Origin of the sequence: Nocardiopsis protaetiae (genome assembly GCF_045446735.1) — a bacterium.
GTDB classification, from domain to species: domain Bacteria; phylum Actinomycetota; class Actinomycetes; order Streptosporangiales; family Streptosporangiaceae; genus Nocardiopsis; species Nocardiopsis protaetiae.
The window spans coordinates 1-16970 of record NZ_JBJJBV010000065.1; the positions used below are offsets into that span (position 1 = coordinate 1).

Annotated in this window: 12 protein-coding genes and 1 pseudogene; 3 read left to right on the forward strand and 10 right to left on the reverse strand. The window is 75.4% G+C overall.

What is annotated here, in order from left to right; all coding sequences use genetic code 11:
• Window positions 1-478: 478 nt before the first annotated feature.
• The 5 genes and pseudogenes from ilvA to ACJOT3_RS12650 all read right to left on the reverse strand — a co-directional run.
• Window positions 479-1771 (reverse strand): threonine ammonia-lyase IlvA, encoded by a 1293-nt coding sequence (gene ilvA, locus ACJOT3_RS12630; RefSeq protein WP_406972191.1) that lies wholly within the window; start codon window positions 1769-1771, stop codon window positions 479-481.
• Between the two features lie 122 nt (window positions 1772-1893).
• Complete coding sequence (locus ACJOT3_RS12635; protein ID WP_406972193.1) at window positions 1894-2211, reverse strand: Rossmann-fold NAD(P)-binding domain-containing protein; 318 nt, start codon at window positions 2209-2211, stop codon at window positions 1894-1896.
• 12 nt (window positions 2212-2223) lie between these two features.
• The gene (locus ACJOT3_RS12640) at window positions 2224-3333 is read right to left on the reverse strand and encodes an NADH:flavin oxidoreductase/NADH oxidase (protein WP_406972195.1); all 1110 of its coding nucleotides are present in this window, start codon (window positions 3331-3333) and stop codon (window positions 2224-2226) included.
• A 73-nt stretch (window positions 3334-3406) separates the two neighbouring features.
• Entirely contained in the window at window positions 3407-4084 is a 678-nt protein-coding gene (locus ACJOT3_RS12645) for a helix-turn-helix transcriptional regulator (RefSeq protein ID WP_406972197.1), read from the reverse strand.
• A 181-nt stretch (window positions 4085-4265) separates the two neighbouring features.
• Window positions 4266-4421: pseudogene (locus ACJOT3_RS12650) on the reverse strand (hypothetical protein); the annotation flags it as partial.
• Window positions 4422-4441: 20 nt separating this feature from the next.
• Between ACJOT3_RS12650 and ACJOT3_RS12655 the strand changes: the two are divergent.
• Window positions 4442-6676: an ATP-binding cassette domain-containing protein gene (locus ACJOT3_RS12655; RefSeq protein WP_406972199.1), complete on the forward strand. Its 2235-nt coding sequence runs from the start codon at window positions 4442-4444 to the stop codon at window positions 6674-6676.
• Here the strand turns inward: ACJOT3_RS12655 and ACJOT3_RS12660 are convergent.
• The 3 genes from ACJOT3_RS12660 to ACJOT3_RS12670 all read right to left on the reverse strand — a co-directional run bounded on the left by ACJOT3_RS12660 (window position 6662) and on the right by ACJOT3_RS12670 (window position 10982).
• Window positions 6662-8065, reverse strand: a complete 1404-nt coding sequence (locus tag ACJOT3_RS12660) for a serine hydrolase domain-containing protein (protein ID WP_406972201.1) — start codon at window positions 8063-8065, stop codon at window positions 6662-6664. The genes ACJOT3_RS12655 and ACJOT3_RS12660 overlap by 15 nt on opposite strands.
• Window positions 8066-8211: 146 nt before the next feature.
• Window positions 8212-9417 carry a CaiB/BaiF CoA transferase family protein gene (locus ACJOT3_RS12665; protein ID WP_406972203.1) on the reverse strand — a complete coding sequence of 402 codons (1206 nt, stop codon included), beginning with the start codon at window positions 9415-9417 and terminating at the stop codon, window positions 8212-8214.
• A 74-nt stretch (window positions 9418-9491) separates the two neighbouring features.
• Window positions 9492-10982, reverse strand: a complete 1491-nt coding sequence (locus ACJOT3_RS12670) for a carboxyl transferase domain-containing protein (protein WP_406972205.1) — start codon at window positions 10980-10982, stop codon at window positions 9492-9494.
• 181 nt (window positions 10983-11163) lie between these two features.
• Here ACJOT3_RS12670 and ACJOT3_RS12675 point away from each other — a divergent pair, with 181 nt between their 5' ends.
• On the forward strand, window positions 11164-11871 hold the full coding sequence (locus tag ACJOT3_RS12675; protein WP_406972207.1) for a FadR/GntR family transcriptional regulator: 708 nt from the start codon (window positions 11164-11166) through the stop codon (window positions 11869-11871).
• A 103-nt stretch (window positions 11872-11974) separates the two neighbouring features.
• On the opposite strand, the gene ACJOT3_RS12680 is transcribed toward ACJOT3_RS12675, so the two are convergent.
• Window positions 11975-13330, reverse strand: coding sequence for an SLC13 family permease (locus ACJOT3_RS12680; RefSeq protein ID WP_406972209.1), 1356 nt, complete (start codon window positions 13328-13330; stop codon window positions 11975-11977).
• Between the two features lie 265 nt (window positions 13331-13595).
• On the opposite strand from ACJOT3_RS12680, the gene ACJOT3_RS12685 reads away from it, so the two are divergent.
• Window positions 13596-16016 carry a GH92 family glycosyl hydrolase gene (locus ACJOT3_RS12685; protein ID WP_406972211.1) on the forward strand — a complete coding sequence of 807 codons (2421 nt, stop codon included), beginning with the start codon at window positions 13596-13598 and terminating at the stop codon, window positions 16014-16016.
• Between the two features lie 12 nt (window positions 16017-16028).
• On the opposite strand, the gene ACJOT3_RS12690 is transcribed toward ACJOT3_RS12685, so the two are convergent.
• Window positions 16029-16883 (reverse strand): helix-turn-helix domain-containing GNAT family N-acetyltransferase, encoded by an 855-nt coding sequence (locus tag ACJOT3_RS12690; protein ID WP_406972213.1) that lies wholly within the window; start codon window positions 16881-16883, stop codon window positions 16029-16031.
• Window positions 16884-16970 lie beyond the last annotated feature (87 nt).

Here is a 16970-nt window from a genome sequence, read left to right on the forward strand (position 1 = left end):
CCGTGTGCGGGGCGTGACCGTGCGCCGGGTGGGTGTCGTTGGCCCGTGGGGGCTGCGCTTCCCACCCGGTCACACCGTGGAGGAAGCCTGTCAGGCCACCACCGCGTACGTACACCCGGGGTGGGCGAATTCCGCCCACGGGGCGTTTTCCGGGGGTCACGTCGGGGGCGGGGCGCGCCGGGTGGGTGTCGTTGGCCGATGGGCTGCGCTTCCCACCCGGCGGGGCCATGGTGGAAGGGTGCCAGGGCCGCGCCGAAAATGCACATTCGGGGCACCCGGGCGGGGACCGCCAGGGGCGGAAACCGCCGGGCCACCCGGTGCGGACGGTCCTGGCGCACATCTGAGCGGGGCGCCCGGTACGGTCGACGGGTCGGTCCGCCTCACGACAGCAGGACCCCCATGCCCGGGCCGCGCCTTCCGCGCCGTGCGCCCCGACCTCCTCCCCGGCGGCTGACCGGCGGCGCGGTCGTGCGCGGGGTCAGACCAGGAAGCCGAAGAGGGGGCTGTCCGGGCGCACGCGCTCGATGCGGTGCGGGGCGGCCTCCATGCGCTTGAGCATGGGCTCCAGGTCGTCCGGCGACCCCAGTTCCACGCCCACCAGGGCCGGGCCGGTCTCGCGGTTGTTGCGCTTGATGTACTCGAACCGGGTGATGTCGTCGTCCGGCCCCAGGATGTCGTCGAGAAAGCGGCGCAGCGCGCCCGGCTCCTGGGGAAAGTCCACCAGGAAGTAGTGCTTGCGCCCCTCGTGGACCAGCGCCCGCTCGACGATCTCGGCGTAGCGGCTCACGTCGTTGTTCCCGCCGGAGAGCACGCACACGACCGTCGCCCCCTCCGGGAGGCCGACGTCCGCGTCGAGTGCGGCGGAGGCGAGCGCGCCCGCGGGTTCGCTGATGATGCCGTCGGTCTGGTACAGGTCGAGGATCTCGCGGCAGATGCGCCCCTCGGGCACCGCGACCAGGTGCGGCGGGCGCTCGGCGGCCACCGCGTGGGTGATGCGGCCGACCCGGCGCACGGCGGCGCCGTCCACGAACGGGTCGAGGTGGTCCAGGTCCACCGGCCGCCCCGCGCGCAGGGCGGCGGCCATGCTCGCGGCCCCCGCGGGTTCGGCGCCGATCACCCGGACGCGGGGGTGGTGCCCGCGCAGCCAGGTGAGCGTGCCCGCCAGGAGTCCGCCGCCGCCCACCGGGACCACGACGGCGTCGGGGGCCCGGCCGAGCCGTTCGACGATCTCCTTGACCACGGTGCCCTGTCCCGCGATGGTGCGCGGGTCGTCGAAGGCGGGCAGCAGGGTCATCCCCAGGCCCTCGGCGTCGGCCTGGGCGGCCGCCGCGGCGTCGTCGTAGGTGTCGCCCGCGACGACGACGCTCACGCTCGCGCCGCCCAGCGCGATCACCCGTTCGCGCTTCTGCCGCGGGGTGGTCCGGGGCAGGTGGATGCGCGCCCGGATGCCCAGGGACGCGCACGCGAACGCCACACCCTGGGCGTGGTTGCCCGCGCTGGCGCAGACCACGCCCCGTTCGCGGCGCTCCGGGTCGAGCGAGCGCACGAAGTTGAGGGCGCCGCGCCCCTTGTAGGAGCGGACGGCGTTGAGGTCCTCGCGTTTGAGCCGCACGTCCAGGCCGTAGCGCTCGGAGAGGCGTTCGTTGCGCTGGAGCGGGGTGGGCGGGATGACGTCGGCGAGGCGGGCGGCCGCCTCGTCCACCTGCGCCGCGCTCACCTGCGCGCTCACCCGCGCGGGCGCCGTGTCCCCGTACCGGTCGTTCTCGTTCACCGTGGTCCTTGTCGTTCCGGGCGTGGGCACCGGCCCCGCCACCTGGGGCGGAACACGGAACCCTCCGTCTCGACCGTACAGCGCCCCGTGAGCACTCCGGTGCCCCAGGGGTCACAGGGGCGTCAGGCGACGGCCCGGCCGAGCAGGCGCACGGTGGCCCGGTGGAGCCCTTCCTGGAACGCGGGATCCAGGGCGACCGGGTTGGGCCGTCCCACGACGCGCTCGTCGAGGTAGCTCCCCGACGGGCCGTCGACGGTGGTCACGGCGACGAGGTCGGCCCCGCCGCGGTCGGCCCCCGCACCCATCGCGCCGAACATCGCGTGCAGCAGCCCCGTGGAGATCACCCCCGGGTGGATGCTCGGCACCGTCTGCGGCACCCGCCCGGCCGGCCGCGCCGTGTGAGCGACGATCGCGAGCTCGGACCGGGCGTAGGCGGCCACCGGCAGCGCCGCCTACCTCCGGCGCGGGGTGACCGCGTAGCCGTACGGGACCGGCCAGCGCGGCTCGGCGCCCAGTTCGGCGGCGGCCCGGTGCGCCCAGTAGGGCTCGCGCAGCAGCTGGCGGCCGAGCAGGACGGCGTCGGCGCGGCCCGAGGCGACGATCTCCTCGGCCTGGGCGGGTTCGGTGATGAGCCCGACCGCCCCGGTGGGCATCCCCGTCTCCGAGCGCACCTGCTCGGCGAACGGCACCTGGTAGCCGGGGGCGACGGGGATGCGCGCCTTGGCGGCGACGCCCCCGGTGGAGACGTCGAGCAGGTCCACGCCGCGGGCCTGGAGCTCCTTGGCCAGGCGCACGGTGTCGTCGCCGGTCCAGCCCTGGCGGGGGTCCTCGGGGTTCTCGGTGAGCCAGTCGGTGGCCGAGGTGCGGAAGAGCACCGGCAGCTCCTCGGGCCAGACCGCGCGCACGGCCTCGACGACGGCCAGCGGGAGGCGCAGGCGGTTCTCGAAGCTCCCGCCGTAGGCGTCGGTGCGGTGGTTGCCGGCCGGGGACAGGAAGGTGTTGAGGAGGTACCCGTGGGCGCCGTGCACCTCCACGACCTGGAACCCGGCGGCCAGGGCGCGTTCGGCGGCCGCGGCGAAGTCGCCGACCAACTCCTCGATCTCCGCCACGCTCAGCTCGTGGGGCGCGGCCAGGCCGGGGAAGGGCTCGGCGTCGGCGGAGACGGCCGGCCAGCCGCCGTCCTCCTCCGGGATGGTGCCGGGCCCGTCCCAGGGCCGCCGGCTGGAGGCCTTGCGCCCGGCGTGGGCGAGCTGGAGGGCGGGGACCGCGCCGTGGGCGGCGACGGCGGCGGTGATCCGGGAGAAGGCGGCCTGCTGGGCGGAGTTCCACAGGCCCAGGTCCGCGGGGCTGATCCGGCCGTCGGGGCGCACGGCGGTGGCCTCGGCCATGACCAGCCCGGCCCCGCCCGCGGCGCGGGAGGCCAGGTGGGTGAGGTGGAAGTCGGTGGGGACGCCGGTGTCGGAGCCGTGGTCGGAGGCCGAGTACGTGCACATCGGTGCCATCCACACGCGGTTGGGGACGGTCAGCGATCGCAGTGTCAGCGGGGTGAACAGGGCGCTCACGGCGGGTCCTCACTACTCCTGGGCGCGGGGGGCGTTTCCTGGTCGCGGGGGCGTTGGTACGACGACAACCGTACTACGACCGGTGTCGAACGACCGGCGCCTCCCCCGCCAGCCGCCCCGCGAAGCCCTCCAGCGCCGCACGCACCCCCTCCGGCCCGTGCACGGTGACGTCGGCGTCCAGGAACGCCAGGGGCGTGAGCAGCCACTCCCAGGTGTCGACCATGACCGCGACCCGGGTCCGCTCCCCCGCCAGCGGCTCGACCTCGGCATCGTGCTCGGCGAAGGCGTCGGCGACCGCCGCCGCGGGCGCGGCCACGGTGAGGACGACCCGGGTGCGCTCCCTGTCCAGGCCGCGCCGCAGGTACTCGGCGGCGGTGTCGGCGGGCAGCGGCCGGTGCGCGTACACGTCGTGCGTGGTCCGCAGGCCGTCGACGCGGTCGGTGCGGAACACCCGCCAGTCCTCGCGCCCGGTGTCCCAGGCCAGCAGGTACCAGCGGCCCCGGTGGTGGACCTGCCGGTGGGGCTCGACCCGCCGCGAGGACGCCCGCCCGGTGCGCCCCCGGTAGTCGAAGGCGACGATCCGCCGGTCCCGGACCGCGTCGGCCAGGACCGCCAGGTTCCCGGCCGCGGTGCCCGGCCCGGGCGGGGTGGTGCTCTCCAGGCTCTCCCGGAGCCGGGCGGCGCGGTGGCGCAGCCGGGCGGGCAGGTACTGGTCGACCTTGCCGTAGGCGCGGGTGGCGGCCTCCTCCACGGTGCCGCTCGGCGGCGCCGCCCGTGGCCAGGGCGGCCAGGGCCAGCAGGGTCGCGGTCGCCTCGTCGTCGTCGAACACCAGCGGCGGCACGGCGCTGCCCGCGACCAGCCGGTAGTGGCCGCCGGGCCCGGGGCGGGTGCTCACCGGGTAGCCGTAGTCGCGCAGGCGCTCCACGTCGCGGCGCAGTGTCCGGGGGCTGACGTCCAGCCGCGCGGCCAGTTCCTCCCCGGTGAACGACCGCCCGGACTGCAGGGTGGTGAGCAGGGCGAGGATGCGCCCGGTGACGTCGGCCATGGGTCCAGTCTCGCCGAAATCGCGGCCGGATTCCGGCCACATCTGCTTTTAGCGTCGCCCGTATGGAGACCAACGCGGTGATCCGCCTGCGCGGAGTGCGCACCAATAACCTCAAGTCCCTGGACCTGGACATCCCGCACGGGCGCCTGGTGGTGTTCGCGGGCGTGTCCGGGTCGGGCAAGTCGTCGCTGGTGTTCGGGACGGTCGCGGCCGAGGCCGGGCACCGGCTCAACGAGACCTTCCCGCCGTTCGCCCGGGAGCGGCTGCCCAAGTGGACCCGCCCCGACGCCGACCTCATCGAGGGGCTGTCCCCCGTGGTGGTCGTGGGGCAGCGGCGGCTGGGCGGCAACGCCCGCTCCACCGTCGGCACCGCCACCGGGGTCTGGACGTACCTGCGGCTGCTGTTCTCCCGGATCGGAACGCCGCACGTGGGCGAGGCGTCCCGTTTCTCGTTCAACGACCCGGCGGGGATGTGCCCCACCTGCGCGGGCCTGGGCGAGACCGTGGTGAGCGCCGTCGACCGGTTCCTGGACCCGGACCTGTCGCTGGCCCGGGGCGCGATCCGGGTCCCGGGGTTCGGTGCCGGCCACCACTGGTACGAACGCTTCAAGGACGTCGGCTCCTTCACCGTCGACACCCCGCTGCGCGAGTGGACCGAGGACGAGCGCCGCGCCCTGTTGTACGGCGGCGAGCACGCGGCGCGGCTGGGCACCCGGCCCGCCCGCGAGTACGAGGGGCTCGTGGAGCGGTTCGAGCGCATCCACCTGCGCGCCGCCGGGGAGGTGTCCGACCGCAAGCGGGAGGTGATGACCCGGTTCACCCGCACGGCGCCCTGCCCGGAGTGCGGGGGCGACCGGCTGAACGCGGCGGCCCGCGCCGCCACCGTCCGCGGCCGCACCCTGGGAGAACTCGCCCGCACCGAGATCGCCGACCTGGCCGCCTGGCTGCGGGAGGTGGACGACCCCGCCGTCGCCCCCGTGGTGTCCGGGCTCGGCGCACGCCTGCGGGCCCTGGTCGAGGTCGGGCTGGGGTACCTGCACCCGGGTCGGGCCACCACGACCCTGTCCGGCGGCGAGTCCCAGAAGATCACGACCGTCCGCCACCTGGGCGGCGGCCTGGTGGGGATGACGTACATCTTCGACGAGCCCACCACCGGCCTGCACCCGAGCGATGTCGCGTCGATGACGGGTCTGCTGGCCCGGCTGCGCGACCACGGCGGCACGGTGCTGGTGGTCGAGCACGACCCGGAGGTCATGGCGGCCGCCGACGAGGTCGTGGAGATCGGCCCGGGCGCCGGGGCCGACGGTGGCCGGGTGGTCCACCAGGGCACGTTCGGGGCGCTGCGGTCCGCGGGCACGGCCACCGCCGAGGCCCTGGCCGCCCGGAACCCGGTCCGGGCCGAGCCGCGCCCGGCCACCGGGACGCTCACCGTGAGCGGCGCCCGCCGCAACAACCTCAAGGACGTGACCGTGGACGTCCCCACCGGGGTGCTCACCGTGCTGACCGGCGTCGCCGGGTCGGGCAAGTCCAGCCTGGCGGCGGAGCTGGTCGACCGGCACGGGGCGGTGGTGCTCGACCAGCGGCCGGTCGCCGTCCACCGGCGCTCCACCCCGGTCACCTACACCGGGATCGCCGGGCCGCTGCGCGCCCTGTTCGCCGAACGCAGCGGGCTGCCCGCGGGCCGGTTCAGCGCCAACTCCGCGGGGGCCTGCCCCGAGTGCCGCGGGCTGGGCACGGTCCGCGTGGACCTGGCGTTCCTGGAGGCCGAGGAGGTCCGCTGCCCGACCTGCGAGGGGCGGCGGTTCACCGACGAGGTGCTGCGGCACCGGGTGGCCGGGCTGACCATCGCCGACATCGACGCCCTGACGGTCGCCGAGGCCCTGGCCCTGCTGCCCGACCCGCAGATCCGGACGGCGCTGGGCCGCCTGGACCGGGTGGGCCTGGGCCACCTGCGCCTGGGACGGCCGCTGACGAGCCTGTCGGGCGGCGAGTGCCAGCGCCTCAAGATCGCCCGGGAGCTGCGCGAGGCGGCCGAGCCGTCCCTGTACGTCCTGGACGAGCCCACCACCGGGCTGCACCCGCACGACGTCGCGGTGCTGCTCGGGGTGCTGGACCGGCTGGTCGAACGCGGGCACACCGTCGTCGTCATCGAGCACGACGTGGACGTCATGCGCCACGCCGACCACCTCGTCGACCTGGGCCCCGGGCCGGGCGCGCGCGGCGGGCGGGTCCTGTACCAGGGCCCGCCCGCCCACATCCGCGGCACGGCGACCGCCGCGGCCCTACACGGCGGGTGAGTCCACCCGGGGCAGGGCGCGGCCGTTGCGGTGGGCGTACTCCTGCCCGTTCTCCAAGCGGTAGAAGGTCACCGGGGACCAGGTGAGGGTGCCCTCGGGCCGGGTGGCGTACACGCCGGGGGCGACCGCCGCCAGGGGGTGCTCCTCGACGGGGTCGGGGCGCAGCTCGGCCAGCGGGCCCAGGGCGGTGGAGCGCAGCACCGGGCCGTCCGCGCCGGCCAGCACCTCCAGGCGCCCGCCGGCGCTCTCGTACACGCCGGGCCGGGGGTCGGGGACCTGCGGCGGGTCGGCGGGCGGCTCCAGCGGGTCGGGGACGCGCACCCCGGCCAGGGCGTCGAACACCTCCCGGTACAGGTCCTGGTAGAGGTCGCGGGTGCGGCCGCCGTTGGTGAGCAGGGCGACGGCCAGGCCCGCGCCGGGCAGCAGGCGCAGGAACGCGGACTGGCCGATGGTGTTGCCGTCGTGGCCGATGGCGCGGTGCCCGTCCCAGTCGTAGCGGATCCAGCCCAGCCCCCAGGAGTCGCCGAGGGTGTGCGGGTCGGGCAGCCGGACCTGCTCCTGGGCCATGGCGCGGACGGTGTCCCGGGACAGCAGTCGGACCCCGTCGGCGGTGGTGCCGCCGCGCAGGTGGAGGGCGGCCAGGCGCAGCACGTCGCCGACGTCGGCGGTGATGCCGCCGGCCGGCCCCATGGCCCGGGGCAGCCCCCACTGCACGGTGCGCACCGGGTCGGGCAGGCCCTCAACGTGTCCGACGGCCGGGTCGTGCAGCAGGGCGTGCTCGGGCAGGGTGCCGGTGCGCTCCAGGCCCAGGGGCGCGAAGAGGCGTTCGCGCATCGCCTCGTCCCACACCCGGCCGGTGAGCCTCTCGATGATCCGGCCCAGCAGCACGAACCCGGAGTTGCAGTAGGAGAAGGTGGCGCCCAGGGGGTGGACGCGGACGGCGTCGGCGAGCGGTGCGACATAGCGCTCGATCGCGTCGTCGCCGCGGCCGGTGTCGGTGAACAGGTCGCCGTCGATGCCGCTGGTGTGGACGAGCAGGTGGCGGACGGTGACCTCGGCGGTGGTGGCGTCGGCGGAGGGGACGAGTTCGGGCAGGACCTCCGCGACCGGGGTGTCCAGGGCCAGCAGGCCCTCCTCGGCCAGGCCCAGGACGGCGGTGGCGGTCCAGACCTTGGAGATCGAGCCGATCTGGAAGGCGGAGCGGGGCCCGACGGGGTGGCCGGTGGCGATGTCCAGGACGCCGTGGGCGACCGCGACGGTCTCCTCGGCGCCGCCGGGGCCCAGGCGGCAGATGCCGAGCTGGGCGCCGGGGACGCCGTGCCGTTCGGCGAGGGCGGCCAGCCGGGCGGCCCAGTGGTCGGGGTCGAGGGGGGTGGGTTCGTCGGGCACGGTGCTCCCCTGTCGGTCGTGGCCGGTGGGCTCCGGGGCCGGAACCCACCGGCCACCCTACGACCGCGGGGCCCTCCGATCAGGGCCGGGTGTGCTCGCCGCCCTGGGGGCCGGTGTGCGCGGACCCGGGTCGCGCGGACCCGGGGTCAGGCGGCCCGGGTCTGCTCCAGGGAGTCCAGCCAGGCGCGGATCCGCTCGTTGTGCTCGCCCAGCAGCGGCGGCGGCAGGTGTCCCTCCGCGGCGGGCGGCGCGTCCTCCTCCTCGCGGTGGGGGGAGAAGCGCAGCGCCGAACCCGGCAGCTCCACCCGGCCCAGCACCGGGTGCTCCACGTCCAGGACCAGCCCCTGGGAGCGGGTCTGCTCCCACTCGTAGACCTGGTCGATGGTGCGCACCGCCCCGCAGGGGACGCCGATGCCCCCGATGCGGCGCAGCCATTCGTCGCGCGGCGCGGTGCCCAGCACCGCCTCGACCTCGGCGATGAGCGCGTCCCGGTGGACCACCCGGGCGGCGTTGTCGGCGAAGCGCGGGTCCTCGGCGTCCAGGCCCAGCAGGCCCGCGAACTTGGACCACTGCGACTCCCCGCCGATGGCGACCTGGAGGACCCCGTCGGCGCAGGCGAAGGCGCCGTAGGGCGCGATCGAGGGGTGGTGGTTGCCCATCGCCCGGGGCACCTCGCCCGCCACCGTCCAGCGGGTGCCCTGGAAGGCGTGCACGCCGACGATGGAGGACAGCAGCGAGGTGCGCACCACCGCGCCGGTGCCGGTGCGCTCGCGCCGCACGAGCGCGGCCAGCACCCCCTGGGCGCCGTTCATCCCGGCGAGGAGGTCGCCGATGGGCACCCCGACCTTGGTGGGCTCGTCCGGGGAGGGCCCGGTCAGGCTCATCAGCCCGGCCTCGCCCTGGGCGATCTGGTCGTATCCGGCGCGGCCGCCCTCGGGGCCGTCGTGGCCGAACCCGCTGATGGAGCACACCACCAGGCGGGGGTTGAGCGCGCCCAGGCGTTCGCTGGAGAAGCCGAGCCGGTCCAGGACGCCGGGGCGGAAGTTCTCCACGAGCACGTCGGCGGCGCGGACCAGGCGGGTGAGCTGCTCGACGCCGTCGGGGGACTTCAGGTCCAGTTCGATGGACTCCTTGTTGCGGTTGCAGGACAGGAAGTAGGTGCTGATCCGCTCGTCCTGCGGGCCGGCGAAGGGCGGGCCCCAGCCGCGGGTCTCGTCGCCGGTGCCGGGCTGTTCGACCTTGATAACGCGGGCGCCCAGGTCGCCCAGCAGCATGGCGGCGTGCGGCCCGGCCAGGGCGCGGGACAGGTCGACGACGACGGTGCCCTGGAGCGGTCCTTGTTCGCGGTCCATGTGGCTCCTTCGGTGGTGGGGTGCGGGAGGCGGGAAGACAGGGGGGTGGGGGGTGGGAAGGCCGGGCGGCCCCGTCAGGAGGGCAGGCCCAGGCGGCGGTAGCGGGCGGCCCGGACGGCGCGCCGGGCGGCGCCCGGGGCGCGGGTGAGGGCGGCGAGTTCGTGGCGCAGGGCCGCCCCGGCGCGGCGGCAGAACTCCTCGGGCTCGTCGGCGGCGTCGTCGTGTTCGGGCACGATCCGGTCGACGATGCCGTGGGCGCGCAGGTCGGTGGAGCCGATGCCCTGGTCGCGGGCCAGGTCGGCGGCCTTCTCGGTGGTGCGGTGCACGATGGCGCTGGCGCCCTCGGGGGGCAGCGGGGACAGCCAGGCGTTCTGGGCGCACAGCACCCGGTCGGCGGGGATGAGGGCGAGCGCGCCGCCGCCGGTGCCCTGGCCCAGGAGGAAGGCGAGGGTGGGGCCGGGCAGGGTGGCCATCTCGGTGAGGCAGCGGGCGATCTGCCCGGCCATGCCCTGTTCCTCGGCCTCCTTGGACAGGGCGGCGCCGGGGGTGTCGATGACGGTGACCAGGGGCAGGCCGAGCTCGTCGGCCAGGCGCATGCCGCGGCGGGCGGCGCGCAGGGCGGCCGGGCCCATGGGGTGCTCGGGGGTCTGGCGGTCGCGGTCCTGGCCCAGCAGGACGCAGGGGGAGCCGCCGAACCGGGCCAGGGCCAGCAGCAGGCCGGGGTCGGACTCGCCCTCGCCGCTGCCGCGCAGGCGCACGACGTCGGTGGCGGCGTGGCGGAGCAGGGCGCGCACGCCGGGGCGGCCGGGGCGGCGGGAGCGGGTGACGGCGGTCCAGGCGGGGGTGGCCTCGGCCGGTTCGGCGGGCGGCGGCGGGGCGTCCCCGGTGTCGCGGGCGAGCAGGACGGTGAGGGCGCGGTCGGCGATGGCGGGCAGGTCCTCGGGGGGCAGGACGGCGTCGATGAGGCCGTGGTCGAGGAGGTTCTCGGCGCGCTGGACGCCCTCGGGGAAGTCGGCGCCGTACAGGGCGCTGTACACGCGCGGGCCCAGGAAGCCGACGAGGGCGCCGGGTTCGGCGACGGTGACGTGGCCCAGGGACCCCCAGGAGGCCAGGACCCCGCCGGTGGTGGGGTCGCGCAGGTAGACGAGGTAGGGCAGCCCGGCGGCCTTGTGGGCGGCGATGGCGGCGGCGATCTTGACCATCGCCAGGAAGGCGACGGTGCCCTCCTGCATGCGGGTGCCGCCGGAGGCCGGGGAGACGAGCAGGGGCAGGCGGGCGGCGGTGGCGCGTTCGACGGCAATGACCAGGCGTTCGGCGGCGGCCACGCCGATGGATCCGGCGAGGAACGCGAACTCGCCGGCGGCGACGGCGACGCGGCGGCCGCGCAGCAGGCCCTCGCCGGTCAGGACCGCCTCGTCGCAGCCGGAGGCGGCGCGGGCGCGGGCGAGGTCGGCGGCGTAGGAGGGGTCGGGGCGCACGTCGACCGGCGTGGTGTCCCAGGAGCGGAAGCTCCCGTGGTCCAGGATCCGGTCGAGGAGGTCGCGGGCGCCGTACCGGGTGGCCATCGGCATCTCCTTATCGGCTCGGCCGCCGGTCCTAGCGGATCAGTGGCCGACCTTATTGGCTCAGTGGCTAGGCCACTAGGTCTCTTCGTCAGCATGGCATACGCGCCCGGCTTTGTGAAGGCCGACAGGCCCGGACTACTCTGGAGGCCTGCCCCGCCCGAGCCGGAAGGAGCGCCTCCGCGTGCCCACCAAGCCCACCCCTCGGCCACCGGTACGGCCTCGTCTCTACGAGCAGCTGGTCGAGCGGCTGGTGGAGTACATGCGCGAGGCCGGCCTGACCCCCGGCGACCGCCTGCCCGCCGAGCGGGAGCTGGCCGCCTCCCTCGGCGTGAGCCGCGCCTCGCTCAGCCAGGCTCTGGTGGCGCTGGAGGTGCAGGGGATCATCGACGTGCGCCACGGCGACGGCGCGATCATCCGCCGCACCACCTCCGAGGAGGGCGTGCTGGCCCTGCTGCGCGACCGCGCCAACCGGCGGGCGGAGATCATCGAGGCCCGCCAGGCCCTGGAGGTCAAGCTCGCCGAGCTGGCCGCCGAGCGCCGCACCGAGCCCGACCTGGCCGCCATCGACGCCGCCCTGGACCTGATGCGCGCCGAGCTGCACGCGGGTGAGCGCGGGGTGGAGGGCGACGAGCGGTTCCACGCGGCGATCACCGAGGCGGCGCGCTCGCGGCTGCTCAGCCGGATGATGAACGAGCTGGCCCCGATGATCCGCGAGACCCGCCTGGAGTCGCTGTCCCAGCCGGGGCGGCCGCAGGACTCCCTGGCCGGGCACGAGCAGATCGCCTCGGCGATCCGGCTGGGCGACCCGGACATGGCCGCCGAGGCGATGCGCCGCCACCTGCGGCTGGTGTCGCAGGTGGGCGAGGTGCCCGACCGCACCGGGGCCTGAGCCGTACGGCGGACGGCCCGGACACGGACGGCCCGGCGCGGGGTCGGTGGATGCACCTCCCGCGCCGGGCCGTCGTCGCCTTCCGTTCCGTCGGACCCGCGGGTCAGAGCAGGCCGGGCGCGACCAGCACGCCCCAGGCCACCAGCGGGCCCAGGACCACCACGATGGCGCTGTAGACCAGGATGCGGCGGTAGAACCTCTCCGGCTCCACCCCGGTGGCGTTGGCCAGGACCAGGGCGCCGTTGGTGGAGAACGGGCTGACGTCCACGATCGTGGAGGACACCGCCAGCGCGACGATGACGCCGGTCGCGCTCACCTCCCCCATGAGCAGGAACGGGACCGCCAGCGGGATGGTGGCGCCCAGGATGGCGGTGGAGGAGGCGAAGGCCGAGACGACGCCGCCGATGTAGCACAGCAGCAGGGCGACCAGCAGGGCGGCGCCCAGCCCGGCAGCGGCCAGGCCGACGTACTCGATGGTCCCGGCGCTCTCCATGACGCCGACGAACGTGAGCATGCCGGTGATGAGCAGCACCGTGGGCCAGCTGATCTGCGAGATCGCGTTCTTCTGCGCCTTGGGCGAGATGAGCGCCAGCACGACGGTGACGGTCATGGCGACGAAGCCCACGTTGAGGCCGAAGCCCAGGGCCAGCACGCCCAGGGCGAGGATGCCCAGCAGGGTGGCGATCTGCTCGAACCGGATCGCGGGGGCGGGCGCGGACTCCGCCGCGTCGGCGTCCGCGCCGGAGCCGGAACCCCCGGCGGCCACGGCGGTGCCGCCGCCCTTGCCCCCCGATCGGCCCCCGCTGCCGCCGCCGACGGTGGCGGCCTCCTTCTCGAACTGCTCGACCCGGACCCCGACGAGCCGGTGCCCGCCCAGGGCGATGAACAGCACGAAGGCGATGGCGAGGTTGAAGACGAGGCTGCCCAGGAACAGGGTCACGGGGTGTACGGCGAGCCCGTTGTCCGCCACGATGGTGTTGACGGTGACGCCGTAGACGCTGGCCGGGGAGAAGCCCCCGCCCTGCGCCCCGTGGATCACCATCATGCCCATCATCAGCGGGTCGATCCGGTACTTGGCGGCGAAGCCCAGGGCGATGGGCGCGACGATGGCCACGGCCGCGGGGCTGAGCGCGCCCACCGCGGTGAGCAGGGCGGTGATGCCGAACATCACCCAGGGGATGGCCACCACCCGGCCGCCGACCAGGCGGGTGGAGGCGCGGACCATGAGGTCGACGGTCCCGTTGTTCTTGGCGATGGCGAACAGGTAGGTGACACCGACCAGGGTCAGGAACAGGTCGGCCGGGAAGCCTCCCAGGATGTCCGCGGGCGCCATGGACAGGGCGAGGGCGCCGACGAGGAAGGCGGCGACGAAGGCGAGGGCGCCGATGTTGATGGGGAAGACCGTCGCGATGACGAACATCGCGGCGAGCACGAGGATGGTGAGCAGCTGGGGTGTCATGACCGACCATTCGAGCTTCGGTTGAGGGGTGTGACTCAGCTCATACGACTGATTGGCCTAGCCAATATGCCAGTGGGCCAATTGTCAAGCCCCGGAAACACCCCCGTGACTCCCCCGGCCCGGCGGCCCCGGCCGCTCCACGGATGACGGGGCGGGGAAGAAACGGCGAATTCGCCGCCGGGAGCCGTTGGGGGTCTGCCGCTCCGGGCCCCGGTGGCGCATACTCGGCTGCGGCCCCGCCCCCGACGGAGGAACCGCACCCCCGATGTTCTCCCCGCGCCGCACCCTCGCCATCGCCCTGGCCGTGACCCTGGGTACCGCCCTGCTCACCCCGACCGCGGCGGCCGCGCCCGACCGGGTCCCCCCGCGGGCTCCCGTGCCCGCCACGGTCGTGTCGCCCTCCCGCCACGTGGACCCGTTCGTGGGCACCGCGGGCGGCGGCAACACCTACCCCGGGGCGGTGCGCCCCTTCGGGATGATCTCGTGGAGCCCCACCACGACCCCCGGGGACCAGACCGACACGGGGGCGGCCAACGGCTACCACTACGACACCACGCGGGTGCGCGGCTTCGCGCTGACCCATGTGAACGGGGCGGGCTGCCACCCCGGGGCGGCCGGGGACGTGCCGATCATGCCGGTGACGGTGCCGGTGGACTCCTCCCCCAGCGCCGACGCGACCGACGCGGTCTTCGCCAGCGACTTCGACCACGCCCGGGAGTCGGCCGAGCCGGGCCGCTACACCGTCACCCTGGACAACGGGGTGCGCACGGACCTGGCGGTGGGCGACCGGGCCGGGCTGGGCGCGTTCTCCTTCCCCGAGGGGGAGCCCGCGGCGCTGCTGTTCCGGACCTCCAACTCGCTCAACGGCAGCGAGGACGCGGAGATCAGCATCGACGAGGAGGCGCGGACGGTGTCGGGGTCGGTGCTGACCGGGTCGTTCTGCGGCCAGCGCGCCAACGGCGGGGAGAACAACCGGCGCTCCTACTACCGGCTGCACTTCACGGCCCGGTTCGACACCCCGTTCAGCGAGGTGGGCACCTGGGAGGACGACCGGCTGCGGCCCGGGACCACCGAGGCCTCCGGCGGCGAGGGCTACGACCGCCCGGCGCGCCGGGGCACCGGCTCGGGCGGGTACGTGGGGTTCGAGCCGGGGTCGGACGTGCGGGTGCGGGTGGGCATCTCCTACGTGAGCGGGGAGAACGCTACGGCCAACCTGGACGCGGAGATCACGGCGGACGACACCGTCGACGCGGTGGCCGAGCGGGCGCGCCTGGCCTGGGACGAGCGGCTCGGGGCGGTCCGGGTGGGCGGGGGCACCGCGGAGGAGTACTCGGTGTTCTACACCGCGCTCTACCACGCGCTGCTCCAGCCCAACCTGGTCAGCGACGTGGACGGGCGCTACCCGGGCATGGACGGCGAGCCGCACCGGGTGGTCGACGGGCAGGGGGCGCAGTACACGAACTTCTCCGGCTGGGACCAGTACCGGGCCCAGGTGCAGCTGCTGGCGCTGCTGGAGCCGGGGGTGGCCGGGGACTTCGCACAGTCGCTGCTCAACTTCTCGGAGCAGAACGGCGGGGTGTGGGACCGGTGGGTGCACATCAACGGGCCCACGCACGTGATGACGGGCGACCCGTCGGCGGCGACCCTGGCGACGTTCGCGGCGATGGGGGTGGACGGGTTCGACACCGGCGCCGCGTACGAGTCGCTGCGGGTCCAGGCCACCGAGCCGCACCCGGACGGGCTGTCCGACGCGGGCTGCCCGGGCCAGTGCGAGGGCCAGCGGCCCGGGCTGGAGCGGTACCTGGAATTGCGGTACGCGCCGCAGGACGACTGCCACTGCTGGGGCGGGGCGGCCGAGACGCTGGAGGCGTCGGTGGCCGACAGCGCGCTGGCGCAGTGGGCGGGCCGGACCGGGCGCGATGAGGACGCCGAGCTCTTCGGTGGGCGCGGCGGGTACTGGCGCAACGTGTTCGACCCCGGCACGGGGTACGTCCGGCCGCGCAACGCCGACGGGTCCTGGTCGGGATCCTTCGACCCGGCCTCCCAGCACGGCTTCGCCCAGGGCAGCGGCGCCACCTACACCTGGATGGTGCCGCACGACGTCGCCGGGCTGGCCGGGGCGATGGGCGGCCGGGAGCGGGCGGCCGAGCGGCTGGACGGGTTCTTCCGCACCCCGGACGGCGGGTGGTCGGTGGGCGGCGGCGACCCGCTGCGCTACGACCCGACCAACGAGCCGGGCATCCACGCGCCGTGGCTGTACAACGCGCTCGGGCAGCCCTGGAAGACCCAGGAGACGGTGCGCGAGGTCGCCGCGTCCCAGTACGGGACGGGCCCGTCGGGGCTGCCGGGCAACGACGACCTGGGCACGATGTCGGCCTGGTACGTGTTCGCGGCCCTGGGGCTGTTCCCGCAGGCGCCGGGGCGGGGCGAGCTGCTGCTGTCCAGCCCGGTGTTCCCGTACGCGCGGATCGCCCCGGCGGGGCGGCCGGCGATCACCGTCGCCGCCCCGGGGGCGGGGCCGGACCGGGTGTACGTGCACGCGGTGCGGCTGGACGGGACCGCCTATGGGAGGTCGTGGCTGCCGGAGTCGTTCGTGCTGGAGGGCGGGCACCTGTCGTTCGCGCTGTCGGCCACCCCGAACACCGCCTGGGCGACCGCCGAGGAGGACCTGCCCGTCGACCACTGAGCCGGGCGGCCCTCAGCAGGGGCCGCAGGCCGCGGGCCCGCTGTCGCGGCGGCGCTCCAGCAGGACGGTGTCGCGCCAGCGGTCGTGGTGGCGGGCGATGCGCTCGCGCACGCCGACGGTGCGGAACCCCGCCTGGTGGTGCAGGGCCAGGGAGGCGCGGTTCTCGGGGAAAACCGAGGTCTGGAGCGTCCACAGGCCGTCGGCGTCGGCCTCGGTGACCTGGCGGAACAGCAGCGCCTTGCCCACGCCGCGGCCGCGGGCGGCCTCGGCGACGTAGACCGAGGTCTCGGCGACCCCGGCGTAGACCTCACGGGCCGAGACCGGGGAGGCGGCGGCCCAGCCGACCACGGCGCCGTCGAGCTCGGCGACCCAGCGGTGGCCGGGGAGCCACTTGCCCCGGAGGTCCTCGACCGGGGGCGCCTCGGTCTCGAAGGTGGCGTCGCCGGTGGCGATGCCCTCGGCGTAGATCTCGCGGACCCCGGCGAGGTCGGCGTCGGTCATCGGGCGGGTGGTGACATCGGCGGGCAGGTCGGTGGGGCAGCAGGGGCGGGCGGCGAGCAGGCCCATGACGGCGTCGGCGGCGTGCGGCAGGCCGACGCAGCAGGCGGGGTTGACGGCGACCCGGGTGGAGGTGCCGACCTTTGTGAGGGTCACGAAGCCGACGTCGGCGAGTTTGCGCAGGTGGTGGGAGACGGTGGGCTGGCGCAGATCCACCATCTCGGCCAGCTCCCCGACGCCGACCGATCCCGGGGTGGTGGCGATGGCGTGCAGCAGCCGGACACGCATGGGTTCGGCCAGGCAGGCGAACCAGGCGGCGTAGGTCTCGGCGTCGAGGGCGGACAGGGAGTCCGGGGTCGTCACGGTCATGCGTTCATTATCGACCACGATCTATGGTTGCGTCCATCGACGGACATCTATAAAGTCTCGCTTCATAGACACAGATCGATGAAAGGG

Bases quoted from the DNA above. Each gene is read 5' to 3' on its own strand.
- ACJOT3_RS12655 (WP_406972199.1), top strand. From the start codon at position 4,442: ATGGAGACCAACGCGGTGATCCGCCTGCGCGGAGTGCGCACCAATAAC.
- ACJOT3_RS12665 (WP_406972203.1), bottom strand. From the start codon at position 9,417: ATGGACCGCGAACAAGGACCGCTCCAGGGCACCGTCGTCGTCGACCTG.
- ACJOT3_RS12670 (WP_406972205.1), bottom strand. From the start codon at position 10,982: ATGGCCACCCGGTACGGCGCCCGCGACCTCCTCGACCGGATCCTGGAC.
- ACJOT3_RS12680 (WP_406972209.1), bottom strand. From the start codon at position 13,330: ATGACACCCCAGCTGCTCACCATCCTCGTGCTCGCCGCGATGTTCGTC.
- ACJOT3_RS12685 (WP_406972211.1), top strand. From the start codon at position 13,596: ATGTTCTCCCCGCGCCGCACCCTCGCCATCGCCCTGGCCGTGACCCTG.
- ACJOT3_RS12690 (WP_406972213.1), bottom strand. From the start codon at position 16,883: ATGACCGTGACGACCCCGGACTCCCTGTCCGCCCTCGACGCCGAGACC.